This is a genomic window from Bhargavaea cecembensis DSE10, assembly GCF_000348905.1.
GTDB lineage: Bacteria > Bacillota > Bacilli > Bacillales_A > Planococcaceae > Bhargavaea > Bhargavaea cecembensis.
Window position 1 is genome coordinate 1 of sequence record NZ_AOFT01000029.1, and the last position, 19894, is coordinate 19894.

Consider the following 19894-nt stretch of genomic DNA (forward strand, 5'->3'; position numbering starts at 1 on the left):
GCCGCTCTCGCCGACAATCCCGAGGATCTCCCCCGGGTACACGTCGAGCGAGACATCGCTGCAGGCGTAGACCGTGCCGCAGGACGGGCAGTAGTTCTTGATGAGACCCGGCCTTCCGGACTGGCTGCATTCTCCGCATCCCGGACCGTATTGCTTGGTCAGGTTTTCCACTTTCAGGAGGGGACGCTCTTCAAATCGTTGCATGCTGCACCTCTTTTTCGCCCTGGCGCTCCAGCCGGTCCGCGCAGTGGCTCGTGTCGTTGCACTGATACTCTGTCATGCCGGTTTCTTCGATGTAGAATTCATCCAGGAAGACACCGGTCGCGCCGCAGAAACGGCAGGACTTTCCGGAAAAGTCCTCTCCCTTGAACGGATGGTCCTCGAAGGCGAGGGAACGGATCTCGGTATACGGCGGCACCGCATAGATTTTCTTTTCTCTGCCGGCCCCAAGCAGGATCAGTGCCTCGGAATGGTCCATTTTCGGGTTATCGAACCGGGGAATCGGGCTCGGCGCCATGACGTACCGTCCGTTGACAAGCACCGGGTGGTCGGCGCCGGTCGTCGTGCGCCCGTATTTCATGATCTGCTCGAACAGCATGAGCCACGCGCCGCTGTATTCGCTCTCGGCATGGAGCCGCTTTGTGACGGATTCTTTTTTCTCGTACTTGCGGAGCGGTTCCGGCATCGGTACCTGCAGGACCAGGATCTGGTCTTTGGTCAGCGGTACCTCGGGAATCCGGTGGCGGGACTGGATTAGCGTCGCTTCCTCGGTCCGCTCAGTGACCGGGATGCCCGTCGTCGCCTGTACCAGCTTCTTGATGCTGACGGCGTTGACCGATTCATCGGCCCCCTGGTCGATCACTTTCAGCACATCGTCCTTGCCGACGAGCGAGCAGGTCAGCTGCAGGCCGCCCGTGCCCCAGCCGCGCGCCATCGGCATTTCGCGTGAGGCGAACGGCACCTGGTAGCCCGGGATGGCGACCGCCTTCAGCGACGCCCTGCGGATCTCTTTTTTCGAGCCTTCATCCAGGAAGGCGAATTGCGGTTCAGCTTTCATGTCCGTCCCTTCCTTTCCTCGTGTTCCGCACGCTGTCCAGCTTGGACTGGAATGTGACATAATGCGGCATCTTCAGGTGGGAAATGAATCCGGTCGACTCCACCGTGTCCACATGGAGCAGGACAAACTCCTCGTCATGGGACGGGGCATCGCTTTCCGGGTGCTCCAGGCACTGGTCCAGGATGCTCATGGCGATCGCCTTCGTCTCGTTCTGCCCGTAGCAGATGCCGTAGCCGATCTCGAACCGGAGCTCCTGCTTGCCGTCCGGTCCCTTTGTGGGCATCGGAACAAACGACTCCACTTCGGTCGCCCGGACCGATCCGATGTAGTACGAATCGTCCCCGTCCTCGCCGCCGTGCGCCGGGACCGTAATCGGAAGATATCCGACGCGGACTTCGCCGACGGTCGGGTGGACCTGGCCGTACCCCCGAAGCGAAGCATAGCCGAGCGCCGTCACCGCACCGGTCTGGCCGCGCGTGAGGATCTGCAGGCGCTCGCTGCGCGATGCGGGGAACTGGAAGACATTCTTCGTGACGTCATCCGGCTCGGTGTTGTCCGGCTCAAATGTCTCGAACAGCCCTTCGTTCCTCAGGTACTCCACCACTTTCGGATACGTGCCGTCCCCCGCCGCGTCTTCCAGTGCGGACAGTTCACCTTCATATTGCTGCAACCACTGCTGCCGCTCTTCTTCCTGTTCTTCGAGGAGGGAAAAGTCGATCAGCCGGTGTGTGTAGTCATGGGTCGCGCCGAGCAATTGGCCGCCGGGGATATCCTTGAAGCTTGCCGAAATCCGGCGCTCTACCGCCATCCGCTCCGGCTCCACCGTCTCGCTGTAATACAGCCGCGGCAATGTCGAGCGGTGTGCACGGAGAAGAAACACCGCTTCCTCCATGCTGCCTTCCGCCTGCTTGATCGCGAGCGCCGCAAGTTCCGGAGAGTAGAGGCTCGCCTCGGACATGACCTGGTCGATGAGCAGCCTCATCGAGGACAGGATGGCGGACACTTCCACCTGCTCGCCGCCCTTGAGACGTTCGTATTTCAGACGGTCGATGGAAGCTTCGATCGCCTCCGTGCCGCCTTTGACCGCTACATAACCCATGCCGATTCCTCCTTCGCCGAGATGGCCGTCGTGCGCGGGATGCAGGAGATGCGCCCGTCGCCGTCCGTGAAGATGAGGTCGATGCCTGTCGGGAACTCCTGCGTTTTCATGTTCCGTGCGCTGACCAGCCCTTCACTGAGTGCAATGGGAGCGTCCGCTTCATCCCGGATGCCGGGACCTGACAGCTTCAATTCCGCCGTCCCTTCCAGTGCTTCGGACTCGATGATCCACGTGGCCGACTGGTGGGGATTCTCGAGTGTGCCGGCCTTGCAGGCGCGCATCGCGTCAAGCAGTTCCTGTTCGAAAGTGCCTGCCGGAGCGATGATATAATCCGCTTCACCGGCAGAAGCGTGAGCGGCAAATGTGTAATCCGCAATTTTCCGTCGGATGGCGTCAGAACGGTCACCGAGCACATGGAACGTGACTTCCGCGTCCAGCACAGACTGGATCACGAGGAATGTCGCCGGGTGGCATTCCCGGACAAAGTCGGCCTTTGCCGCCGATTCCCGGATGTCCGCGATCCTTCCGGGCCTGGCCATGCATTGCAGCAGTTCACGGTAAACTTTCTGGATGTCATGCACTGAATCAATTTGCATTGTGTTCTCCCCTCACTCTTCCATCGTGTCGAATTGGACTTTTGTCTTTTCCAGCGCGGCCAGTTCCCTGCGTTTCCTGTCGGCCAGACGGATCTCCTCCGCCTCCAGCATTGCGGTCCATCCCGCCGTCTCGGAAAGCCCGGCGCGGCAGGCCGCGTCGATCACCGCCAGATCTCCGGCAAGCTTTTCCCGGACACCCGCGACAATTCCGACGCCGATGTGGTCACCGATCTCGACCTTCGCCTCCGTCACCAGCACTTCGCCCAGATAAAACAGCGACTGCTTGGCCGTCTCCCTCATCTTGATCATCGTCAGGCCCTGCCGGGGGGCGGCCAGCTCCCGCACGGGATAGTGGTGCCTGATCTCAGATGCAAGCCGGTCCGCCAGCTCCGGGTTCCCCTCGATCAGGATTTCAGTCATGCGTCTCCGCTTCATATCGGACTCTCCCTCCTCTGCTGACTTCATCCTAACTTGGCGACAACTTAGCGCGGGTTAAGGCTGTGTTAAGAAATGTAAAGATCAAAAGCGCAAGCGCCGCTTAGCAACGTACAAACTGGAGTCCTTCGTAATGAGATAAAGGAAACACGACGAGGGACGAGCCGATGTTGACTGATCGTAGTGGAGAAGGGTGAAGTTTGCTAGTTTCTGGGCGCTGGAGCTCGACGTGGCCGACACGGGAATAATCATCTTCCACAGAGTGAAGTTTTATCATTTCCTAAGCTCCAAAAAGACGGACTTCCGGTTACCCGGAAATCCGTCTTGCATGTTCGTATTCAATTCCGATGATAGATCAGCTGGACCACGCCCGATGAAAACGAACGTGTCCCGGCCAGGCTCAGGTTCAGCCGCTCCCTGACGTCCGTGAACAGCGGCTTGCCTTCGCCGAGAACGACCGGATGGACCGAAAGCCTGAACTCGTCAACCAGCCCATTGTTGACAAATGTGGTGATCAGACCCGCTCCGCCGTACAGCCAGATGTCCCTGCCCGGCTGCGCCTTCAGCCGGGCGATCGTGCCACGAATATCCTCATGGATGTACACCGCATCATCGCTGTTCTTCGTTCTTGAGAATACGATCTTCTCCTTGCTGTTAATCTGTTCCCAGAAGTCTTTTTCTTCTGCCGGGGCCCCTTCTTCCGGTGCATACTGTCCCCACATATCATAACTTTTCCTTCCATAGAGGATCGTGCCGATCCCGTCGAGGAATTCATCGAATTTCATGTCGGGCTCCATGATGCACCAGTCGGTTTCGCCGTTTTTCCCCTCGATGAATCCGTCGAGTGAGACGGCCAGATCCAGCAGGACCCGTCTCGTTCCGTGTTCAGGCATCGGTCCGCTCTCCTTTCTTAGGCTCCACTATTCCTGTGTGCCGGAAATATCGTATTTGAAGGTATCGCTCCGGTACAGGATCCGCGTGAATTCGAGCGTGTCTCCGGAATGCCCGTCCAGGCAGCTGCTCTCGAGGGCGAGGAGAGGGACGAGGCGGCTGCAGCGGAGCAGCTCCTGTTCCCGGGAAGACGGAAACACCACGCTCAAAAGGGCCTTGCCGCTCTCGAAATTCCCATACCCCCGCTGCCGGTAGTATTCGAACATCGACCGGATGTCCGGCCCGTCCGCTCCGATTTCGGGAAACCTGGACTGGAGCACATGGGAATAGTGGATCGCGATCGGCTCCCCGTCCACCACTCGCAGCCGGCCGATCCGCCATACAGTATCACCCGGTGCGGCAGCGAGCACCCGTGCCGCTTCCCCGTTTTCAATGGCTTCACACGAAACGATGGTGGTCTCAAGCAAATGGCCAAGTTCCTTCATCTTCTCCGTAAAACTCGTCCTGCCGCTGAGCGGAATCCGGATCCTGGCCGGCCCCGGCTTGAGGAAGCGACCCTTCCCCTGCACGGATTCGATCAGCCCCCGCTCCTCCAGATGGTTCAGTGCATTCCTGACGGTATAGCGCGGTACCCGATACTGGTCAGCCAATTTGTTTTCTGACGGGAGCTTCCCGCCCGGCCGGATGTCGCCGCTTTCCAGCAGTTCGACCAGTTCATCGATGATCAGTGCGTCTTTCTCGATTTCCATCCTTCTCGCTCCCCGTGCCGTTTTTCATCATCATACCTGAACGGCCCGGTTTTCCGAAACCGACAGCAAAAAGACGCTTCGGAGCTGGCGGGCTTCGAAACGTCTTTGCCCGGGAGGACCGGGCGTCATCTTCAAACTCAGGAGTGTTTTCTTCAAACTCGGGGGCATAATCTTCAAACTCGGGGATGTAATCTTCAAACTCAGAAGCACTTTCTTCAAACTCACATCCGCCGGTCACCAGCCTGGAGGTGGATTGCCCCCGTCATCGTCAAGAAACTCCTTCACGACGGAATAAAACAGCCGGGGCTCCTCGATGTTCGGCAGATGTCCGGATTCGCGGAATTCCATGAACACGGAATCCGGTATGAGCGCCGCCGTCTCACGGCCGGCCTCAGGCGGATTGAGCCCGTCGTAGCTGCCGGCGATCACGAGCGTCTTTGCCCGGACCTTGCCGAGTTTCGCCCTGAAGTCAAAGCCGTTCAGCGCCTCGTTCGCCGCTTTTTGCTGCTCTTTGGAGAGCCGCACGTTCAGGTCGGCATTCTGCATGATGTCGGCCACTTCCAGCAGGTTACGGAACATGTATTTGGATGCGGCATTCATTTTTTCCTGGAAGTCCATCCCCTCCAATTCTTCCGCGTGGCGCTCGAACAGTGCCTGCGAGGAAGACGTGGTCCCGTGGGATTTTGTCGACACCAGTATCAGCCGCTCCACCCGCTCCGGTGCCCGGATTGCGACCCCTTGCGCAATATAGCTGCCCATCGACACCCCGAGCAGATCGGTCTTTTCAAGCCCGAGATGGTCCATGAGCGCGAGCACATCGCCAATATGGTCATCGATCGTATAGGCCTCCGGCTTGTCCGACTTCCCGTGGCCGCGCGCATCCATGGCGATCACCCGGAAGTGCCGGCGGAGCCGGGCCATGTCCACGCTGAAGTGAAGATGGTTCATCGTGAGACCGTGCAGCAAAATCAGCGGTTCCCCGCTTCCCTGCTCTTCATAATAAAGAGAAATGTCCCCGTTTTTGAATGTGGGCATGCCATCACCTCACGACTTCTTTTCCCTTATATCCTGCAGAAAATCCCCTTGGCCGAGGCGACGGGGCGATCCTGTTCGTCATAGACGGTGCAGATCGCATGGACGAGTGTGCGCCCGTCCTTTTCCAGCTTTGCAACTGCCCGGAGCGACTGCCCCCTTGCCGCCCTCAGGAAGGACACGTTCAAATCAACTGTCACCATCTGCTGGACGCCGTTTTCATCAGCCGGTACCAGGTTCGACATCGCCACATCGGCAAGAGACGAAATGATGCCCCCATGAATGACGCCGGCACTGTTTACGTACAGGTCCTTCACTTCAAGCCCGACCTCGACTTCACCGTCAGACAGGCGGTTGTATGTATAGCCCAGAAATTCATCAAACGGCTGTTGGATCCACATCATTCATTCCCCCTTCCCTCTTTGTCTTCACTCCATTTCGGGACGTACCGGCGCATTCCCTTCTTCATAAAAAAGCGCCGCGGCATTTGCCGCAGCGCTTCACTCTTATTCCGTTTCTTCACCGAGCGACTGGGAGACGAATACCTCCGTCACCTTCTCAATCGCCTTTTCGGCGTCCGCGCCTTCCGCGGTGACCGTGACGACCGCGCCGTGCGGGACGGCCTGTGCCATGACGCCCATGATCGATTTCAGGTTGGCCGATTTGCTGCCGTGGATCAGCTGGATGTCCGCGTCCAGTGAATTGACCGCCGAAACAAGCTGCGTGGCGGGGCGGGCATGAAGCCCCTCGGGTGCTGTGATTTTAAATGTCTTTTGCATATGGAACGCCTCCGTTGGTACGTGTATTATCCGTTCTTTTTGTGCAGTTTCTTGACTTCATCGGCGACAAACTGGACGCTCGTGCCGACGATTACTTGTATGTTGTGCTTGCCGACGACATTGATGCCCGGGACGCCGGTGGATTTGATTTTCTGCTGGTCGACTTTGTCCATGTCGGCGACTTCGACCCGCAGCCGTGTCGCGCAGTTGTCGACACTGCGGATGTTGTCATTGCCGCCGAGGCCGTCGTAGATCTTGGCGGCCATCGATTTGAACTTGTCATCGCCTGTTGCGGTTTCTGCTTCTTCTTCGACGATTTCATCGTCTTCCCGGCCCGGCGTCTTCAGATCAAACTTCTGGATCAGGAAGCGGAACAAGAAGTAGTAGATGAGCGCGAAGAACAGGCCCTGCACGAGGAGCATGAGCGGCATGTTGGCGATCGGGATGCGAAGGCTGAGCACAAAGTCGATCAGCCCGGCACTGAATCCGAAGCCGGCCGTCCACTGGAACGAGGCCGCGATAAAGAGCGACAGCCCCGTGAGTGCCGCGTGCACGACGTACAGTGCAGGCGCGAGGAACATGAACGAGAACTCGAGCGGCTCGGTGACGCCGGTGAAGAACGAAGCGAACCCGGCAGCCAGCATGAGCGAGGCCGCCTGCTTGCGGCGTTTGGTCTTCGCCGTGTGGTACATCGCGAGCGCCGCAGCCGGCAGGCCGAACATCATGATCGGGAAGAAGCCGGCCTGGTAGCGGCCCGTGATGCCCTGTTCGCCGGTGCTGCTCCAGAAGTTTCCGATGTCGTTGATGCCGACCGTGTCAAACCAGAACACGGCGTTGAGCGCGTGGTGCAGCCCGGTCGGGATCAGCAGGCGGTTAAAGAACCCATAGATTCCGGCGCCCGCCGCACCGAGGTCCAGGATCGACTGGCCGAACGCGACAAGCCCTCCGTAGACGATCGGCCAGACAAAGAACAGAACAGCCGATGCGACAAGCATGGCCACAGCCGACATGATCGGCACAAGCCGCTTGCCGCTGAAGAACGCCAGGAAGTCCGGCAGCTTCACCTGGCTGAACCGGTTGTACATGATGGATGCGACAATCCCTGATAGAATACCGATAAATGCGTTTTGGATCTGGCCAAATGCCATATCCACGTTTTCCGGATCAGTCTGTGTCAGCAGCCCGACCGAATTGGTCGACAGCATGGAGGTGACCACAAGGTAGGCGACAAGGCCGCTCAGTGCCGCCGCGCCGTCCTTTTCCCTGGAAAGCCCGATTGCGGCCCCCACCGCAAACAGGATCGGGATGTTTTTCAGGATCGAGTCCCCTGCCGTGATCAGGAACGCCGCGAAGACGTTGCCGGACCCCCAGCCGTCGTGGTCGATCCAGTAGCCGATCCCCATCAGAATGGCCGCCGCCGGAAGGACCGCGACCGGAAGCATGAGGGACCCCCCAAGCCTCTGCAAATACTTTTTCATATTAAATATCCCCCTTTCGTCATGTCCCCTGATTTTCCGGATTCCTGAGCCGTTCGATGTGTAGAGCAATATATGCCAGTTCTGATTCCGGTATATCGATTTCATGCAGCCGCATGCTTTCCGCCGCCATCACTTTCGCACAGTGGTACGATTCCGCATAACGGATGCGGATCAGTTCTGCCATTTCCTTGTCCAGCGTGTGGGCATCGTACCTGCCGAGGTTGGCGACGGAATGCTGGAGATGCGTCACGAGCCGCTGATACGAAATATCATCTTCCTCGATCTCCGTCCGCAGGCAGGCGCGGATTGAGCGCAGCATATCACTTACGATCGTCGCCTGGCGGATTGTATCGTTCAAGTCTCCGCCATGGGGCTTCATCGTATGGAGATGAAGCGCGATAAATCCCGCCTCGTCGACCGGCATCTCCACTCCGAGCGTATCGCGGATATGGCCGATCCCCCACAGCCCGATGCCGTACTCCTTCGGGTACAGGAGCCGGATCTCCCCGAGCAGTTTATTATTGACGTGGATGCCGTCCTTTGTCCGCTCGATGGCAAACGACAGGTGGTCGGTCAGGACAAGATGAATATGCTCGTTCAGCTTGGTTCCGAGCGTTTTCTCCGCACGCGAGATGATCGCTTCCGACACCGAGAAGTGCTCCTCCGGTATCCGGCCGAGCAATTGGCTGAGCTGCTCGTTTTCCGTCATGACGAACACTTTCTCGATCTTGTCGGCCGGAACGGGATCATTGCGCTTCTTGCCGAAGGCGACGCCCGCCCCGACCACGACCTTCTCCCGCTCCCCGTCACGGACGATGACCGCGTTGTTGTTGAGGATTTTGCTGATTTTCATCGGACTCCTCCTCCAGTCGGGAAGACGGGTCAGCCGGCAGTGACCGTCAGGACCACGGTCTCCCCTGCCGTGCAGGTTCCTTCGGCTTCCGGCCGGACCGTCTTTCCTTCCCCGTTCGTCACGACGATCGGCGTGACGGTGCTTTTGGCGTTCTCGCCGAGATACGTCCAGTCCGCTTCGATCAGCGACTGGCCCGCCTTCACCTTGTCATCCTGTCGGACCAGGACATTGAACCCTTCCCCTTTGAGCGCGACCGTTTCAAGTCCGATATGGATCAGGTATTCCGTGCCCTGCGCGGACCGGATGCCGATCGCATGGCCCGTATCGGCAACCATGACGACCGTTCCGTCAACCGGCGAGACGACGCTTCCCGAGTCCGGCATGACGGCGATCCCTTCGCCCATCATCTTGCCGCTGAATACCGGATCCGGAACCTGGTCAATCGGCATCAATTGGCCAGAGACCGGCGCCAGCACTTTTTCTTCCTTGTCTTTTTTCTTGAACAGATTGGATAGCATCCGCACATTCCACCTTTCGGATTTGTCACAGGCACGGCCCATTTCCGGAACATAAAAAGGCATGGGAGCATAGCGAAAGCCCGACAGGCTCCGCTCTTGCCCCCATGCCTGATCGGATCAGTCACATGAGACCGCTGTGAATTTATGGGTCCAGAATACCATAGATCAATAGAGATATCAATAAAGCGTTTACATTTTTCGGGGAATCCTGCAAGGATGCGCGGCGGTTCTGCTGAAAACGTTGATGATCTTTGGTGAAACGTTGATTAAGTTTATTGAGACGTTGACGATCTTCATTGAAACGTTGATGAAGTTCACTGAAACGTTGACAATCCGCCCGCTGCAAACAAAAAACGCCCCGGCCGAAGCCGGAACGTTCACTCAAAACCCTTTTCTCACAAGCCGCGGCGAACCCTTCAGTTCACGAAGGCCCGATACGCCGATGCCGAACATTGCCATGCGGAGTTCCATCTCGCGCACGGCCATCGTCTCCAGCACATCTTCCGTGCTTTGCGTCGCTTCCTTAAGGATCGAGCGGCCGAAGCCGACAAAGTCGGCCCCGAGCGCCAGCGCTTTGGCAGCGTCAAGCCCCGTCCGCATGCCGCCGCTTGCGACAAGCGGGCGGCCTCCGATTTCCGCGCGCACCATGCGGACCGAATCGGCGGTCGGGATGCCCCAGTCGCTGAATGCCTCCGCCGCGGCGCGGCGGACCGGATCCTTGGACCGGAACTTTTCCACCTGGCTCCAGGACGTGCCTCCGGCGCCCGCGACGTCGACGAACGCGATGCCCGCATCCGTCAGTTGCCGTGCGGTTTCGCCGTCGATGCCCCAGCCGACTTCCTTGACGCCCACCGGTACGCCGAGCCCCGCGCAGAGTGCTTCAATTTTCCCGAGGAGCGCCTTGAAGTTCGTATCTCCGCCGTCCTGGATCACTTCCTGGATGCTGTTCAGATGAAGGACGAGCATATCGGCTTCCGTCAGTTCGACGATCCGCCTGCATTCATCGACACCGTAGCCATAGTTGAACTGGACAGCGCCGATATTCGCGATGATCGGCACGCTCGGTGCGTACCGCCGCATGAGAAACGAAGGCGGATGGCCATCGCTGTCGAGGAGCGCCCTCGTCGAGCCGAGCGCCAGCGCCCAGCCGCGCTCTTCGGCCGCCTCCGCCAGGTTCCGGTTGATCGTCTCGGCGAGCGCCGTCCCGCCCGTCATCGAACTGATCAAAAACGGTGTCCGGCATGCATGACCGAGAAATTCCGTCTCCGTCGAAATCTCCGAAAAGTCGATTTCGGGCAGGGCATTATGGATAAAGGTGAACGACTCAAATCCTGTCGTGATCGCATCACCCGTAACTTTTTCATTCAATGTAATCTGGATATGTTCTGATTTTCGCTGCTCAATCGAGCCGGCCAATGCCAACACCGCCTTCTGTCTTTGCTGGTTCGGTCCGGGAGGCGTCAGTCGACACTGACCTCCTCGACTGTCCGGACCACTTCGTCCCGGGACATCTTCTCGCGCCCGTCCTTGAGCGCGCCGAGCGTCTTATGGGCAAGGGCCAGCGGCAGGCGGCAGAACAGGATGACGCTCTTCGTGCTGAGCGCTTTCATATACTGATCGGCCTTCCCGAGATTATCTTCCGCATAGCGGAACAGATCATCACGCGTCCATCCGTCCGGCACGAAGCGGACACCGCGCTCGTCCATGTCTTCCTTTTCGTTGCGCAGGATGTTGACCGCCTGCAGGCCCCGCCCGTAGCCGATTGCGAGCTCGCGGTCCGTCTTTTCCCCCGCATAGTGCCCCCAGAGATCCGACAGCAGGACACCGACGAGGCCCGCCACGTAATACGTATAATCGTCGAGGTCTTCGCGAGTGCGGATTCTCCATCCGGCCTTTGCCCATTTCGCCATGCCCTCGGACATTTCCCGTGCAGCATCGGCAATACGCGGACGCACGTCGGCCGGGCAAGCCTCCATCCAGTCTGCAAGCCTGAGCGTCACCTCCGGCATCCGCTCCCTGACCGGCCCGAGGATGCCGAGGTAGCGCTCATTGTCGAACGGCTGCCTTAACAGCTCGCTCACCTGCATGAGAAGAGAGTGCTTCAGGTCATTGCCGAGCTCTTCGTGATCCTCGATTTCGTCGATCGCACGAAACACAAGGTAGGCAGAGGCGACGGAAGCTTTCAGCTCTTTCTGCAGAAAAGTAATCGGAATATAAAATGTCCGGCTTGTTTCTTTCAGTACTCGCATCGCATCTTTTGGAAACCCACTCATTTTGATCCCGATCCTTCCTCGTAAAGTGAATGATATACCTTTCATCGTAACTTAATTTTTTCGATAAATACAGTCCGTACCCCTTCTCTCCGGTGTACATTCGTTGAAAATTTGGTATCAGGCCGATAGCATTTGCAGAAAGGAGGCGGCACAGATGGAAGTAAGCATGCTGGACCAGACACAACTTGCGGAAGGGCAGGCCCCGGAGGAGGGGTTTGCCGGTACGGTGGAGGCCGCGCGCCATGCAGACCGTCTCGGTTACAGCCGGTTCTGGGTATCGGAGCATCACAGCTCGGACACGATTGCCGGTTCTTCCCCCGAAATCCTTGCGGCACATCTATTGGCGCAGACGGAAACGATCCGCATCGGCACGGGCGGGGTCATGCTGACCCATTATGCCCCGTACAAAGTGGCCGAAAACTTCCGGGTGATGAGTGCGCTTGCCCCGGGCCGCGTCGACCTCGGGGTCGGCAAGGCACCGGGCGGCACGCACCTGCCGACCATCGCGCTGCAGGGCGGCCGGGCACTCACAGATGCCAAGCCCCGGAACAAGGAACGGTTTCCGGAAATGGTCGATGAACTGATCGAATACCTGCAGGACCAGCTCCCGGAAAGCCACCCGATGAGCGGATACCTGCAGGCTTCCCCTGCCGTCGCCCAAAAGCCGCTTCCATGGATACTCGGGACCGGCCATGGGTCTGCCCTCCTTGCCGCGGAGCGCGGCCTGCCGTATGCCTTTGCCCGCTTCATCAATGCGGAGCAGAACGAGATGCAGGAGACGATCCGTCTGTACAGAGAAAGCTTCCGTCCCTCTTCCTTTTCGGAAAAGCCCTATGTCACTGTTGCTTCCCGGGTTTTTGCGGCCGCCACCGACGACGAAGCGGAATGGATGGCAAGAAGCGCTGCGCATGTGCAGTTCGGCTTCCACCGAGGCATCCAGGGCCGGCTGCCGGATCCTTCCGAAGCGCTGACCGGCATCGTGACTGAAAAGGAAAAACAGGAAGTCCGTGAGATTTTGGCAGCCTATATGATCGGCTCGAAAGAATCACTCGGCCGCCAGATGGATGAATTATCTGCATCAGGTGTCGATGAAGTCATGGCGATCATGCCTGTGTTCAGAACGGAGATCAAACTGCAGTCGATGGCCGTTCTGAAGGAAGCTGCACAAGGCTGACCGCAGCATCCGACATATTTCCCGGGAAATATCGCCGGGCATGGCGAAAACAGGCGGATTCCGGGTCTTCTCTTTCTCATTAAGGTTAATCCCCCCAATACCGGGAATAGATGATTAACCTAAGAGATTGGAAAAGGAGAGTGGAATCATGCTGAAACTGGAAACGGAACTTCAGGGCAAACAGGCCCGGTTTGGTGATATTTATCCGATCCTGCTCGAACGGAACATTACGCTTTGCGGGAACTGGGAATATGATGAAGCCATGTTCGACGGGGTTCTGAGCAAGGACGGTGCGGAAACGATCTACCTTCGCATTCCGTTCGATGTCATCTCCGGCATGCTGGAAGATCCCGAAACTCAGATTGTGTTCGGACAGCCGTTTGTCCTCAAGCACGTGGCCAATATCGGCCTCGACCACGAAGGGGATGACCTGCTGGCGACAACCGGGCTCAATCAGTTCCAAAGCCCGGAAGAGAAAGATGGCCCGATCCGCAGAAAGTCCCATTGGGAAGAAGAGGGCGAACGGGTCGTCCAGGGCATTGTCGAAAGCTTTCCCCTCCTGGACGAACGGCATATCGGCTGATCACCGCAAATAACCGGCACGGGTGCGCACCCATGCCGGTTTTCTTGCGCATCGCCTTGGAGGAGATGCCATGAATCAACGCCGCCTCATTGAAGAGCTGTGGGGCCGCGAGAAATACCGGGTCATGTACCACAGCCGGGCCCATGATGACCGGATCCGGAAAACCCTGAAGGCGGACCCGTCTCCCGCAGACATCGAGACCCGATCAGGGAAGCGGTCCGGATCACGCCCAACCCCGGTGAGGCAGAACTTCTGCTTTTGGTCCGCAAGCTAGCGGAGAAGTATGGCGTCAGGTACTTGCTGAACAGCACGATCCTGAACTAGCCGCACATTAAAAAAAGGCTGCCCGCTTTAATGGACAGCCCTTTTCGCAATGGCACTTTGTCAACGTTTTGCTTGAGTATATCAACGTTTCAACCGTGTATGTCAACGTCTCAATGAAGTTTGGCAACGTCTCAACTGAGTCTGTTAACGTCTCGTCCAGCTAACGTCTCACGCAGCCTTTACCGCAGGCTTCTTCAGCATGCCGGCGAGGAATGCGGTGACGACGGCGCCCGCGATGATCGCAAGTGCGTATAGAAGCACTTTCATAAGGCCGCCGTCCACGAGGCCCATGACGAAGACTCCGCCGTGAGGCGCGCGCAGGCTGATGTCGAACAGCATCGTGAGCGCGCCCGTCACGGCAGCGCCGCCGACAGACGCCGGGATGACGCGTGCCGGGTCGGCCGCCGCGAACGGGATGACGCCTTCCGTGATAAAGCAGGCACCGAGCACGTAGGCGGTCTTGCCGGCTTCACGCTCCGGTTTCGAGAAGCGCTTCTTGAAGAGGGTCGTGGCGAGTGCCATGCCGAGCGGCGGCACCATGCCCGCGGCCATGACCGCAGCGATAAAGTTGAAGTTGCCTGCATCCAGCATGGCGATGCCGAATGTGTAGGCTGCCTTGTTGACCGGGCCGCCCATGTCAACCGCCATCATGGCGCCGATAATCAGGCCGACCAGCACCTGGTTGGTGCCGCCCAGCCCTTCGAGGAACGCCGAAAGGCCGGTGTACAGCTTCGTCAGCTGCGGGTTGATCAGCATCATGACGATGCCGGTGATGGCAATGCCGAACAGCGGGTAAAACAGGACCGGCTTGAGCCCTTCAAGCGCATCCGGCAGCTTGACGAACATCTTCTTGACGAAGAGCGTCACATAACCGGCCAGGAAACCGGCAATGATCCCGCCGAGGAAGCCGGATCCGCCGTCCGCCCCTTCCACCCCGGAAACGGTGACCGCGATCAGGCCGCCGACCATGCCGGGTGCGAAGCCTGGACGTTCGGCGATGCTCGATGCGATAAATCCAGCCAGGACCGGGACCATGAGGAAGAACGCCTTTCCGCCGCCGATTGTATTGAGCATGGCGGCGAATGCATTATATTCGGAGCTTGCCGGGTCACTGGAGTTGATGCCCCAGAAAAACGACAGGGCGATCAGGATGCCGCCACCGACGACAAACGGCAGCATGTTCGACACACCGTTCATGAGGTGCTTGTAGAAACCGCTTTTCGGCTCGGCCGATTCTCCCTTATCCGCCTTTCCTTCGGCGTGGTAGATCGGGGCGTCTTTTGTTACGGCACGGTCCAGCAGCGCATCCGTTTCATGGATCGCCTTGCCGACCTTTGTCTGGATGACGGGCTTGCCGTCAAAGCGGGCCATTTCCACTTTCGTATCGGCGGCAACGATAATGACGTCCGCTTCCGCGATTTCTTCAGGCGTCAGCCGGTTTTTTACGCCGGATGAGCCGTTCGTCTCGACCTTGATCGGGATGCCGCGCTCCTTCGCGCGCTCATTCAGCTTCTCGGCCGCCATGTAGGTGTGCGCGATGCCGGTCGGGCAGGCGGTAACTGCGAGCACTTTGCCGAGTAAAGGGGCTGCCCCCTGCCCGGCCTGTTCGTCAGCTTGTGAAGAGGCAGATTCCGCCGGTTCAGGTTCCGCCGGGACTTCCGGCTCTTCCAGCTCCCGCTCCTTGTCGTTTACTGCGGCCAGCACTTCATCGGCAGATGCCGCATTCAGGACGCGTTCCCGGAACTTGCCGTCCATGAGGAAAGTGGCCAGTCGGGACAGTGCCTCGAGATGGTCATTGTTCGCCCCTTCGCTTGCGGCGATCATGAAGAACAGATGGGCCGGCTGTCCGTCGAGCGAGGCATAGTCGATCCCTTCGGCGGAGCGGCCGAACGCGATCGCCGGCTCGCGGACTGCCGAGGATTTGGCGTGCGGGATGGCGATCCCGTCACCGATTCCGGTCGTGCTTTGCTGCTCGCGGGCGAGGATGTCGTTCATGAAGGCTTCCCGGTCCGACAGCCTGCCCGCCTCATCGAGCTTGCCGACAAGTTCAGCGAGCGCGGCTTCCTTGGATGCAGCCGCAAGGTCGAGAAGCACTGTATCTTTCGTTAACAAAGAAGTGATGTTCATCGGTTTTTCCCTCCGTTCAATCGGGTGACCGTTACCTGTTCAGCCAGTGTGTCAACGTCTTCTTTCCGGCACAGATCCGAACGGGAGACGGTCGCGCTGCCCGCGGCGACACCGTACTTGAAGGCTTCTTCCGCACCTTTGCCGGACTCGAGCGCCGCGATGAATCCCGACACGAGTGAATCGCCGGCACCGACGGTATTGACCACTTTTACTTCTGGCGCCTGCGCCTCGGCTTCCATCGTGTCCGAAACGTAGAGCGCGCCTTCCCCGCCCATTGAGACGATGACGTGCCGGACCCCCTGCCGGACGAGCAGACGGGCATAATGCAGGGCGTCTTCCTTCGTTTTAATCTCTGCACCGAACAGTTCACCGAGCTCATGCTCGTTCGGTTTCATCAGTTCGGGTTTCATATCGGCAAGCTCTTTCAAAACCGGACCCGATGTATCGACCGCGAGCCGGATGCCGCTGTCCCGGCAGATGCCCGCCAATTCCACGGCAAAATCCGCCCCTGCCGAATCGGGAATCCTGCCCGCCAGTACGAGCCAGTCTCCACGTTCCATCCTGCCGGCACGGTCCAGCAGCTGCCGGCGCTCCTGCTCCGTGATCTCAGGCCCCGGGCCGTTCAGCTCGGTTTCCTGGTCCGACTTGATCTTCACATTGATGCGGGTGATGCTGTCCGTCCGGATCAGCGCCGTCCGGATGCCCTCATCCTGCAGGAACTGCTCCAGATAATCGCCCGTGAATCCGCCGGCGAGGCCGACGGCGGTGCTGTCGGCACCCAGCCTTTTCAATACGCGGGAGACATTGATTCCCTTGCCTCCCGGATAGTAGTACACTTCTTCCGAACGGTTAAGTTTCCCGGGACTGAAGCCGGGAAGGTAAACGGTATAGTCCAGTGAAGGGGTCAGCGTATAGGTGTAGATCATTCCGTCACCGCCTTGACAGTTGTTTCGTTCTCAATGGCTTCCAGCATGGCCGCGTCCAGGGAATCCGTGATCAGTCCCGCAGCAGCGAGGGGAAGGGCTTTGGTGAAGCTGACCTTGCCGGCTTTGCTGTGGTCCGCGACGACATAGGCGCGCCGTGCCAGCGAAGCGGCCAGTTTCTTGACGGCGGCTTCCTCCGGGTCAGGCGTCGTATAGCCGTACTCCGGGTGGAAGCCGTTTGCCCCGAGAAAGCACCGGTCAAAGCGGTACTCGGAAAGCGAAGCGGTCGCCTGCGGTCCGACCAGCGCCCGCGTTTTCCCCTTTACGTAGCCGCCGGTCAGATAAGTCGTGATCCCGTTGTCGATGAGGGCATCCACATGGGTCAGGCCGTTCGTCACGACGACGGCCCCCTTCCCCGCCAAAAACGGGATCATCCGGAAAGTCGTCGTTCCAGCGTCAAGGAAGATAAACTCCCCCTCCTCGACGAGCCCGGCGGCATGAGCCGCGATCAGCTGCTTTTCCTGCTCGTTTTTGACCGATTTGTCAGAAACGCTCAGTTCCTGGATGTTCCGGTCACGGATCGTGGCTCCCCCGTGGATGCGTTCGAGGAGATTCATCGCCTCAAGTTCCGTCAGGTCCCTGCGGATGGTCGACTCCGATGCTCCGGTGCCTTCCATGAGCTCTGCGATTTTCACGGTCTGCTTCTGCTTCAGCAGGCCCATGATCCATTCATGGCGTTCAGTTGTCAGCATGTTTGATCACCCATCCGTCATTGATTAAGCCCATTTTACTTGAAATCGGTTCCAAAATCCATCATAATCGTTCACAAACAATCAAAAACAGTCATCCGTTGTGACTGTCTTCATTTGGGAGGAATTACTCATGGTCGAAAAACAATATACAATCAGTGCATCCGAAGGCCTCCACGCACGTCCGACTTCCCTGCTTGTCGGCTCGCTGGCTCCGTTTTCTTCCGATATCACCCTCATCTATAACGACAAATCCGTGAACATGAAATCCATCCTCGGCGTCATGTCGCTCGGCGTCGCCTCGGGATCCACCATCACGGTAAGGGCGGAAGGCGCGGATGAAAATGAAGCCATCGCCAAAATCGATGAAGTCATGAAATCCGAAGGGCTGGCCGGCTGAATGGAACAGCGGATCAAAGGCATCGCGGCCTCCGGAGGCATCGCGATTGCAAAAGCCTTCCGTCTGGAGCATCCCGACCTCCAGACCGAAAAAGTCACCGTTTCGGACGCGGAAGCGGAAAGCGCACGCCTGGACCGGGCGATCGCCGCTTCCCGCGAGGAACTCCAGACCATCCGCAAGCACGCGTCCGAACAGCTGAGCGAGAGTGAAGCGGATATCTTCAGCGCCCACCTGCTTGTCCTTGACGACCCGGAACTCATCGGGCCGGTCAAGGACATGATCCGCTCGGAACAGGTGAACGCGGAGCATGCGCTAAATGAGACCGCGGACGGCTTTGTCGCCCTGTTTGAGTCGATGGACAATGAATACATGAAAGAGCGCGCAGCTGACGTGCGGGATGTCACCAAGCGGATTCTTGCCCATCTGCTCGGCGTGACGCTCCAGAGCCCCGCGATGATCCGTGAACAGACGGTCATCATCGCAGAAGACCTGACCCCGTCCGACACCGTGCAGCTGAACCCGGAATACATCCAGGGATTTGTTACCGATATCGGCGGCCGCACGTCCCACTCCGCGATCCTGGCAAGAACGCTTGAGATCCCGGCGGTCGTCGGCAGCCGCTCCGCGATGGCACAGGTGGAAAACGGCGCAACGGTCATCGTCGACGGAACAGCCGGCGAAGTAATCGTCAGCCCGTCCCATGCCACGCTTGAAGCCTACGAAGAAAAGCGCCGTCTGTATGCGGAAGAGCGGGAACAGCTCACGCAGCTAGTCCATGAGCAGACCCGCTCCAAAGACGGCCACCAAGTGGAGCTGGCCGGCAACATCGGCTCCCCTGCCGATGTCGCCAAAGTCCTTGAGAACGGCGGAGAAGGCATCGGCCTGTTCCGCACAGAGTTCCTTTATATGGGCCGCGACCAGTTCCCTACGGAAGACGAGCAGTTTGAAGCATACAAAAGCGTGCTCGAACAGATGGGAGGGCGACCGACGATCGTCCGCACGCTCGATATCGGCGGCGACAAGGAACTGCCTTACCTGAACCTGCCGGAAGAGGCGAACCCGTTCCTCGGCATCCGAGCCATCCGGCTGTGCCTCGCGGAAGAAGACATGTTCCGCGTCCAGCTCCGGGCACTGCTCCGGGCAAGCGTCCACGGACACCTGAAGATCATGTTCCCGATGATCGCGACACTTGATGAATTCCGCCGCGCCAAGGCGGTCTTCCTTGACGAGAAGGAAAAGTTGGAACAAAGCGGCGTTCCAGTCAGCGATAAGATTGAGCTCGGCATGATGGTCGAGATCCCGTCCGCCGCGCTCATGGCCGACCAGTTCGCCAAGGAGGTCGACTTCTTCTCGATCGGCACGAACGACCTGATCCAGTACACAATGGCGGCCGACCGGATGAACGAACAGCTGTCGTACCTGTACCAGCCGTTCAGCCCTGCGGTTCTCCGGCTGATCAAGATGGTCATCGACGCTGCCCACCGGGAAGGCAAGCATGCCGGCATGTGCGGAGAGATGGCAGGCGACGAAGCCGCCATCCCGGTCCTGCTCGGCATGGGCCTCGATGAATTCTCGATGAGCGCTTCCTCGATCCTCAAAGCCCGCGCGAAGATCGCCGGCCTTTCCAAGGCGGAGATGGAAGCGAAGATCGATCACGTCCTGTCCCTCTCCTCCGGTGAGGAAGTCCGCTCGTATATTGAACAGTCCCTATAAGAAAAAGCGCATCGCCCCGTTGAGGGTGATGCGCTTTTCATATTTAGGGCTGCGGTTTCGTCATTCGTGGCCCCAGTTTCGTCATTCGAAGCCTCAATTTCGTCATTCGCCCACCTGGAGTCATCGAATGACGAAATCAAA

At 58.7% G+C, this 19894-nt stretch carries 23 protein-coding genes and 1 pseudogene; 5 read left to right on the top strand and 19 right to left on the bottom strand.

What is annotated here, in order from left to right:
• From phnK to C772_RS15725, 16 genes and pseudogenes are all read right to left on the bottom strand, one after another.
• A pseudogene (phnK, locus tag C772_RS15655) lies at window positions 1-204 on the bottom strand (phosphonate C-P lyase system protein PhnK); the annotation flags it as partial.
• Window positions 191-1057: an alpha-D-ribose 1-methylphosphonate 5-phosphate C-P-lyase PhnJ gene (locus C772_RS15660; RefSeq protein WP_008301524.1), complete on the bottom strand. Its 867-nt coding sequence runs from the start codon at window positions 1055-1057 to the stop codon at window positions 191-193. The gene C772_RS15660 and the pseudogene phnK, both read right to left, overlap by 14 nt.
• Window positions 1047-2156: a carbon-phosphorus lyase complex subunit PhnI gene (locus C772_RS15665; protein WP_008301526.1), complete on the bottom strand. Its 1110-nt coding sequence runs from the start codon at window positions 2154-2156 to the stop codon at window positions 1047-1049. Before C772_RS15665 ends, C772_RS15660 begins: the two co-directional genes overlap by 11 nt.
• Window positions 2144-2752: a phosphonate C-P lyase system protein PhnH gene (phnH, locus tag C772_RS15670; protein WP_008301528.1), complete on the bottom strand. Its 609-nt coding sequence runs from the start codon at window positions 2750-2752 to the stop codon at window positions 2144-2146. Before phnH ends, C772_RS15665 begins: the two co-directional genes overlap by 13 nt.
• A 12-nt stretch (window positions 2753-2764) precedes the next feature.
• Window positions 2765-3187 (bottom strand): phosphonate C-P lyase system protein PhnG, encoded by a 423-nt coding sequence (gene phnG, locus C772_RS15675; protein WP_008301530.1) that lies wholly within the window; start codon window positions 3185-3187, stop codon window positions 2765-2767.
• Between the two features lie 338 nt (window positions 3188-3525).
• Entirely contained in the window at window positions 3526-4080 is a 555-nt protein-coding gene (locus tag C772_RS15680) for a dihydrofolate reductase family protein (protein ID WP_008301532.1), read from the bottom strand.
• A gap of 27 nt (window positions 4081-4107) precedes the next feature.
• Complete coding sequence (locus tag C772_RS15685; protein ID WP_008301534.1) at window positions 4108-4827, bottom strand: GntR family transcriptional regulator; 720 nt, start codon at window positions 4825-4827, stop codon at window positions 4108-4110.
• Window positions 4793-5065, bottom strand: coding sequence for a hypothetical protein (locus C772_RS16705; protein ID WP_160162854.1), 273 nt, complete (start codon window positions 5063-5065; stop codon window positions 4793-4795). The genes C772_RS15685 and C772_RS16705 overlap by 35 nt, the downstream gene beginning before the upstream one ends.
• Window positions 5062-5862 (bottom strand): alpha/beta fold hydrolase, encoded by an 801-nt coding sequence (locus tag C772_RS15690; protein ID WP_008301535.1) that lies wholly within the window; start codon window positions 5860-5862, stop codon window positions 5062-5064. Before C772_RS15690 ends, C772_RS16705 begins: the two co-directional genes overlap by 4 nt.
• Window positions 5863-5888: 26 nt before the next feature.
• Window positions 5889-6260: a PaaI family thioesterase gene (locus tag C772_RS15695; RefSeq protein WP_152419793.1), complete on the bottom strand. Its 372-nt coding sequence runs from the start codon at window positions 6258-6260 to the stop codon at window positions 5889-5891.
• Window positions 6261-6365: 105 nt separating this feature from the next.
• Entirely contained in the window at window positions 6366-6638 is a 273-nt protein-coding gene (locus tag C772_RS15700; protein ID WP_008301537.1) for an HPr family phosphocarrier protein, read from the bottom strand.
• A 26-nt stretch (window positions 6639-6664) separates the two neighbouring features.
• Window positions 6665-8116 carry an N-acetylglucosamine-specific PTS transporter subunit IIBC gene (nagE, locus tag C772_RS15705; RefSeq protein WP_008301538.1) on the bottom strand — a complete coding sequence of 484 codons (1452 nt, stop codon included), beginning with the start codon at window positions 8114-8116 and terminating at the stop codon, window positions 6665-6667.
• A 19-nt stretch (window positions 8117-8135) separates the two neighbouring features.
• A complete protein-coding gene (locus C772_RS15710; RefSeq protein WP_008301539.1) occupies window positions 8136-8969 on the bottom strand; it encodes a PRD domain-containing protein in 834 nt (277 codons plus the stop codon).
• 29 nt (window positions 8970-8998) lie between these two features.
• Complete coding sequence (locus tag C772_RS15715; protein ID WP_008301540.1) at window positions 8999-9487, bottom strand: PTS sugar transporter subunit IIA; 489 nt, start codon at window positions 9485-9487, stop codon at window positions 8999-9001.
• Between the two features lie 381 nt (window positions 9488-9868).
• Window positions 9869-10903: a type 2 isopentenyl-diphosphate Delta-isomerase gene (gene fni / locus C772_RS15720; RefSeq protein WP_008301541.1), complete on the bottom strand. Its 1035-nt coding sequence runs from the start codon at window positions 10901-10903 to the stop codon at window positions 9869-9871.
• A gap of 44 nt (window positions 10904-10947) precedes the next feature.
• Window positions 10948-11760, bottom strand: coding sequence for a squalene/phytoene synthase family protein (locus tag C772_RS15725; protein WP_008301542.1), 813 nt, complete (start codon window positions 11758-11760; stop codon window positions 10948-10950).
• Window positions 11761-11914: 154 nt separating this feature from the next.
• On the opposite strand from C772_RS15725, the gene C772_RS15730 reads away from it, so the two are divergent.
• The 3 genes from C772_RS15730 (at window position 11915) to C772_RS15740 (ending at window position 13791) form a co-directional block, all read left to right on the top strand.
• On the top strand, window positions 11915-12934 hold the full coding sequence (locus C772_RS15730; RefSeq protein WP_008301543.1) for an LLM class flavin-dependent oxidoreductase: 1020 nt from the start codon (window positions 11915-11917) through the stop codon (window positions 12932-12934).
• Window positions 12935-13082: 148 nt separating this feature from the next.
• Window positions 13083-13517 carry a YugN family protein gene (locus tag C772_RS15735; protein ID WP_008301544.1) on the top strand — a complete coding sequence of 145 codons (435 nt, stop codon included), beginning with the start codon at window positions 13083-13085 and terminating at the stop codon, window positions 13515-13517.
• A gap of 70 nt (window positions 13518-13587) precedes the next feature.
• Window positions 13588-13791 carry a hypothetical protein gene (locus tag C772_RS15740; protein WP_008301545.1) on the top strand — a complete coding sequence of 68 codons (204 nt, stop codon included), beginning with the start codon at window positions 13588-13590 and terminating at the stop codon, window positions 13789-13791.
• 218 nt (window positions 13792-14009) lie between these two features.
• On the opposite strand, the gene C772_RS15745 is transcribed toward C772_RS15740, so the two are convergent.
• The 3 genes from C772_RS15745 to C772_RS15755 are packed head-to-tail and all read right to left on the bottom strand — an operon-like array spanning window position 14010 to window position 17643.
• Window positions 14010-15968 carry a PTS fructose transporter subunit IIABC gene (locus C772_RS15745; RefSeq protein WP_008301547.1) on the bottom strand — a complete coding sequence of 653 codons (1959 nt, stop codon included), beginning with the start codon at window positions 15966-15968 and terminating at the stop codon, window positions 14010-14012.
• Window positions 15965-16894, bottom strand: coding sequence for a 1-phosphofructokinase (gene pfkB / locus C772_RS15750; protein WP_008301548.1), 930 nt, complete (start codon window positions 16892-16894; stop codon window positions 15965-15967). Before pfkB ends, C772_RS15745 begins: the two co-directional genes overlap by 4 nt.
• Complete coding sequence (locus tag C772_RS15755) at window positions 16891-17643, bottom strand: DeoR/GlpR family DNA-binding transcription regulator (protein WP_008301551.1); 753 nt, start codon at window positions 17641-17643, stop codon at window positions 16891-16893. Before C772_RS15755 ends, pfkB begins: the two co-directional genes overlap by 4 nt.
• Window positions 17644-17773: 130 nt before the next feature.
• Between C772_RS15755 and C772_RS15760 the strand changes: the two genes are divergently transcribed.
• Window positions 17774-18040 (top strand): phosphocarrier protein HPr, encoded by a 267-nt coding sequence (locus C772_RS15760; RefSeq protein WP_008301553.1) that lies wholly within the window; start codon window positions 17774-17776, stop codon window positions 18038-18040.
• A complete protein-coding gene (gene ptsP / locus C772_RS15765; protein WP_008301555.1) occupies window positions 18041-19753 on the top strand; it encodes a phosphoenolpyruvate--protein phosphotransferase in 1713 nt (570 codons plus the stop codon).
• Window positions 19754-19894: the final 141 nt, after the last annotated feature.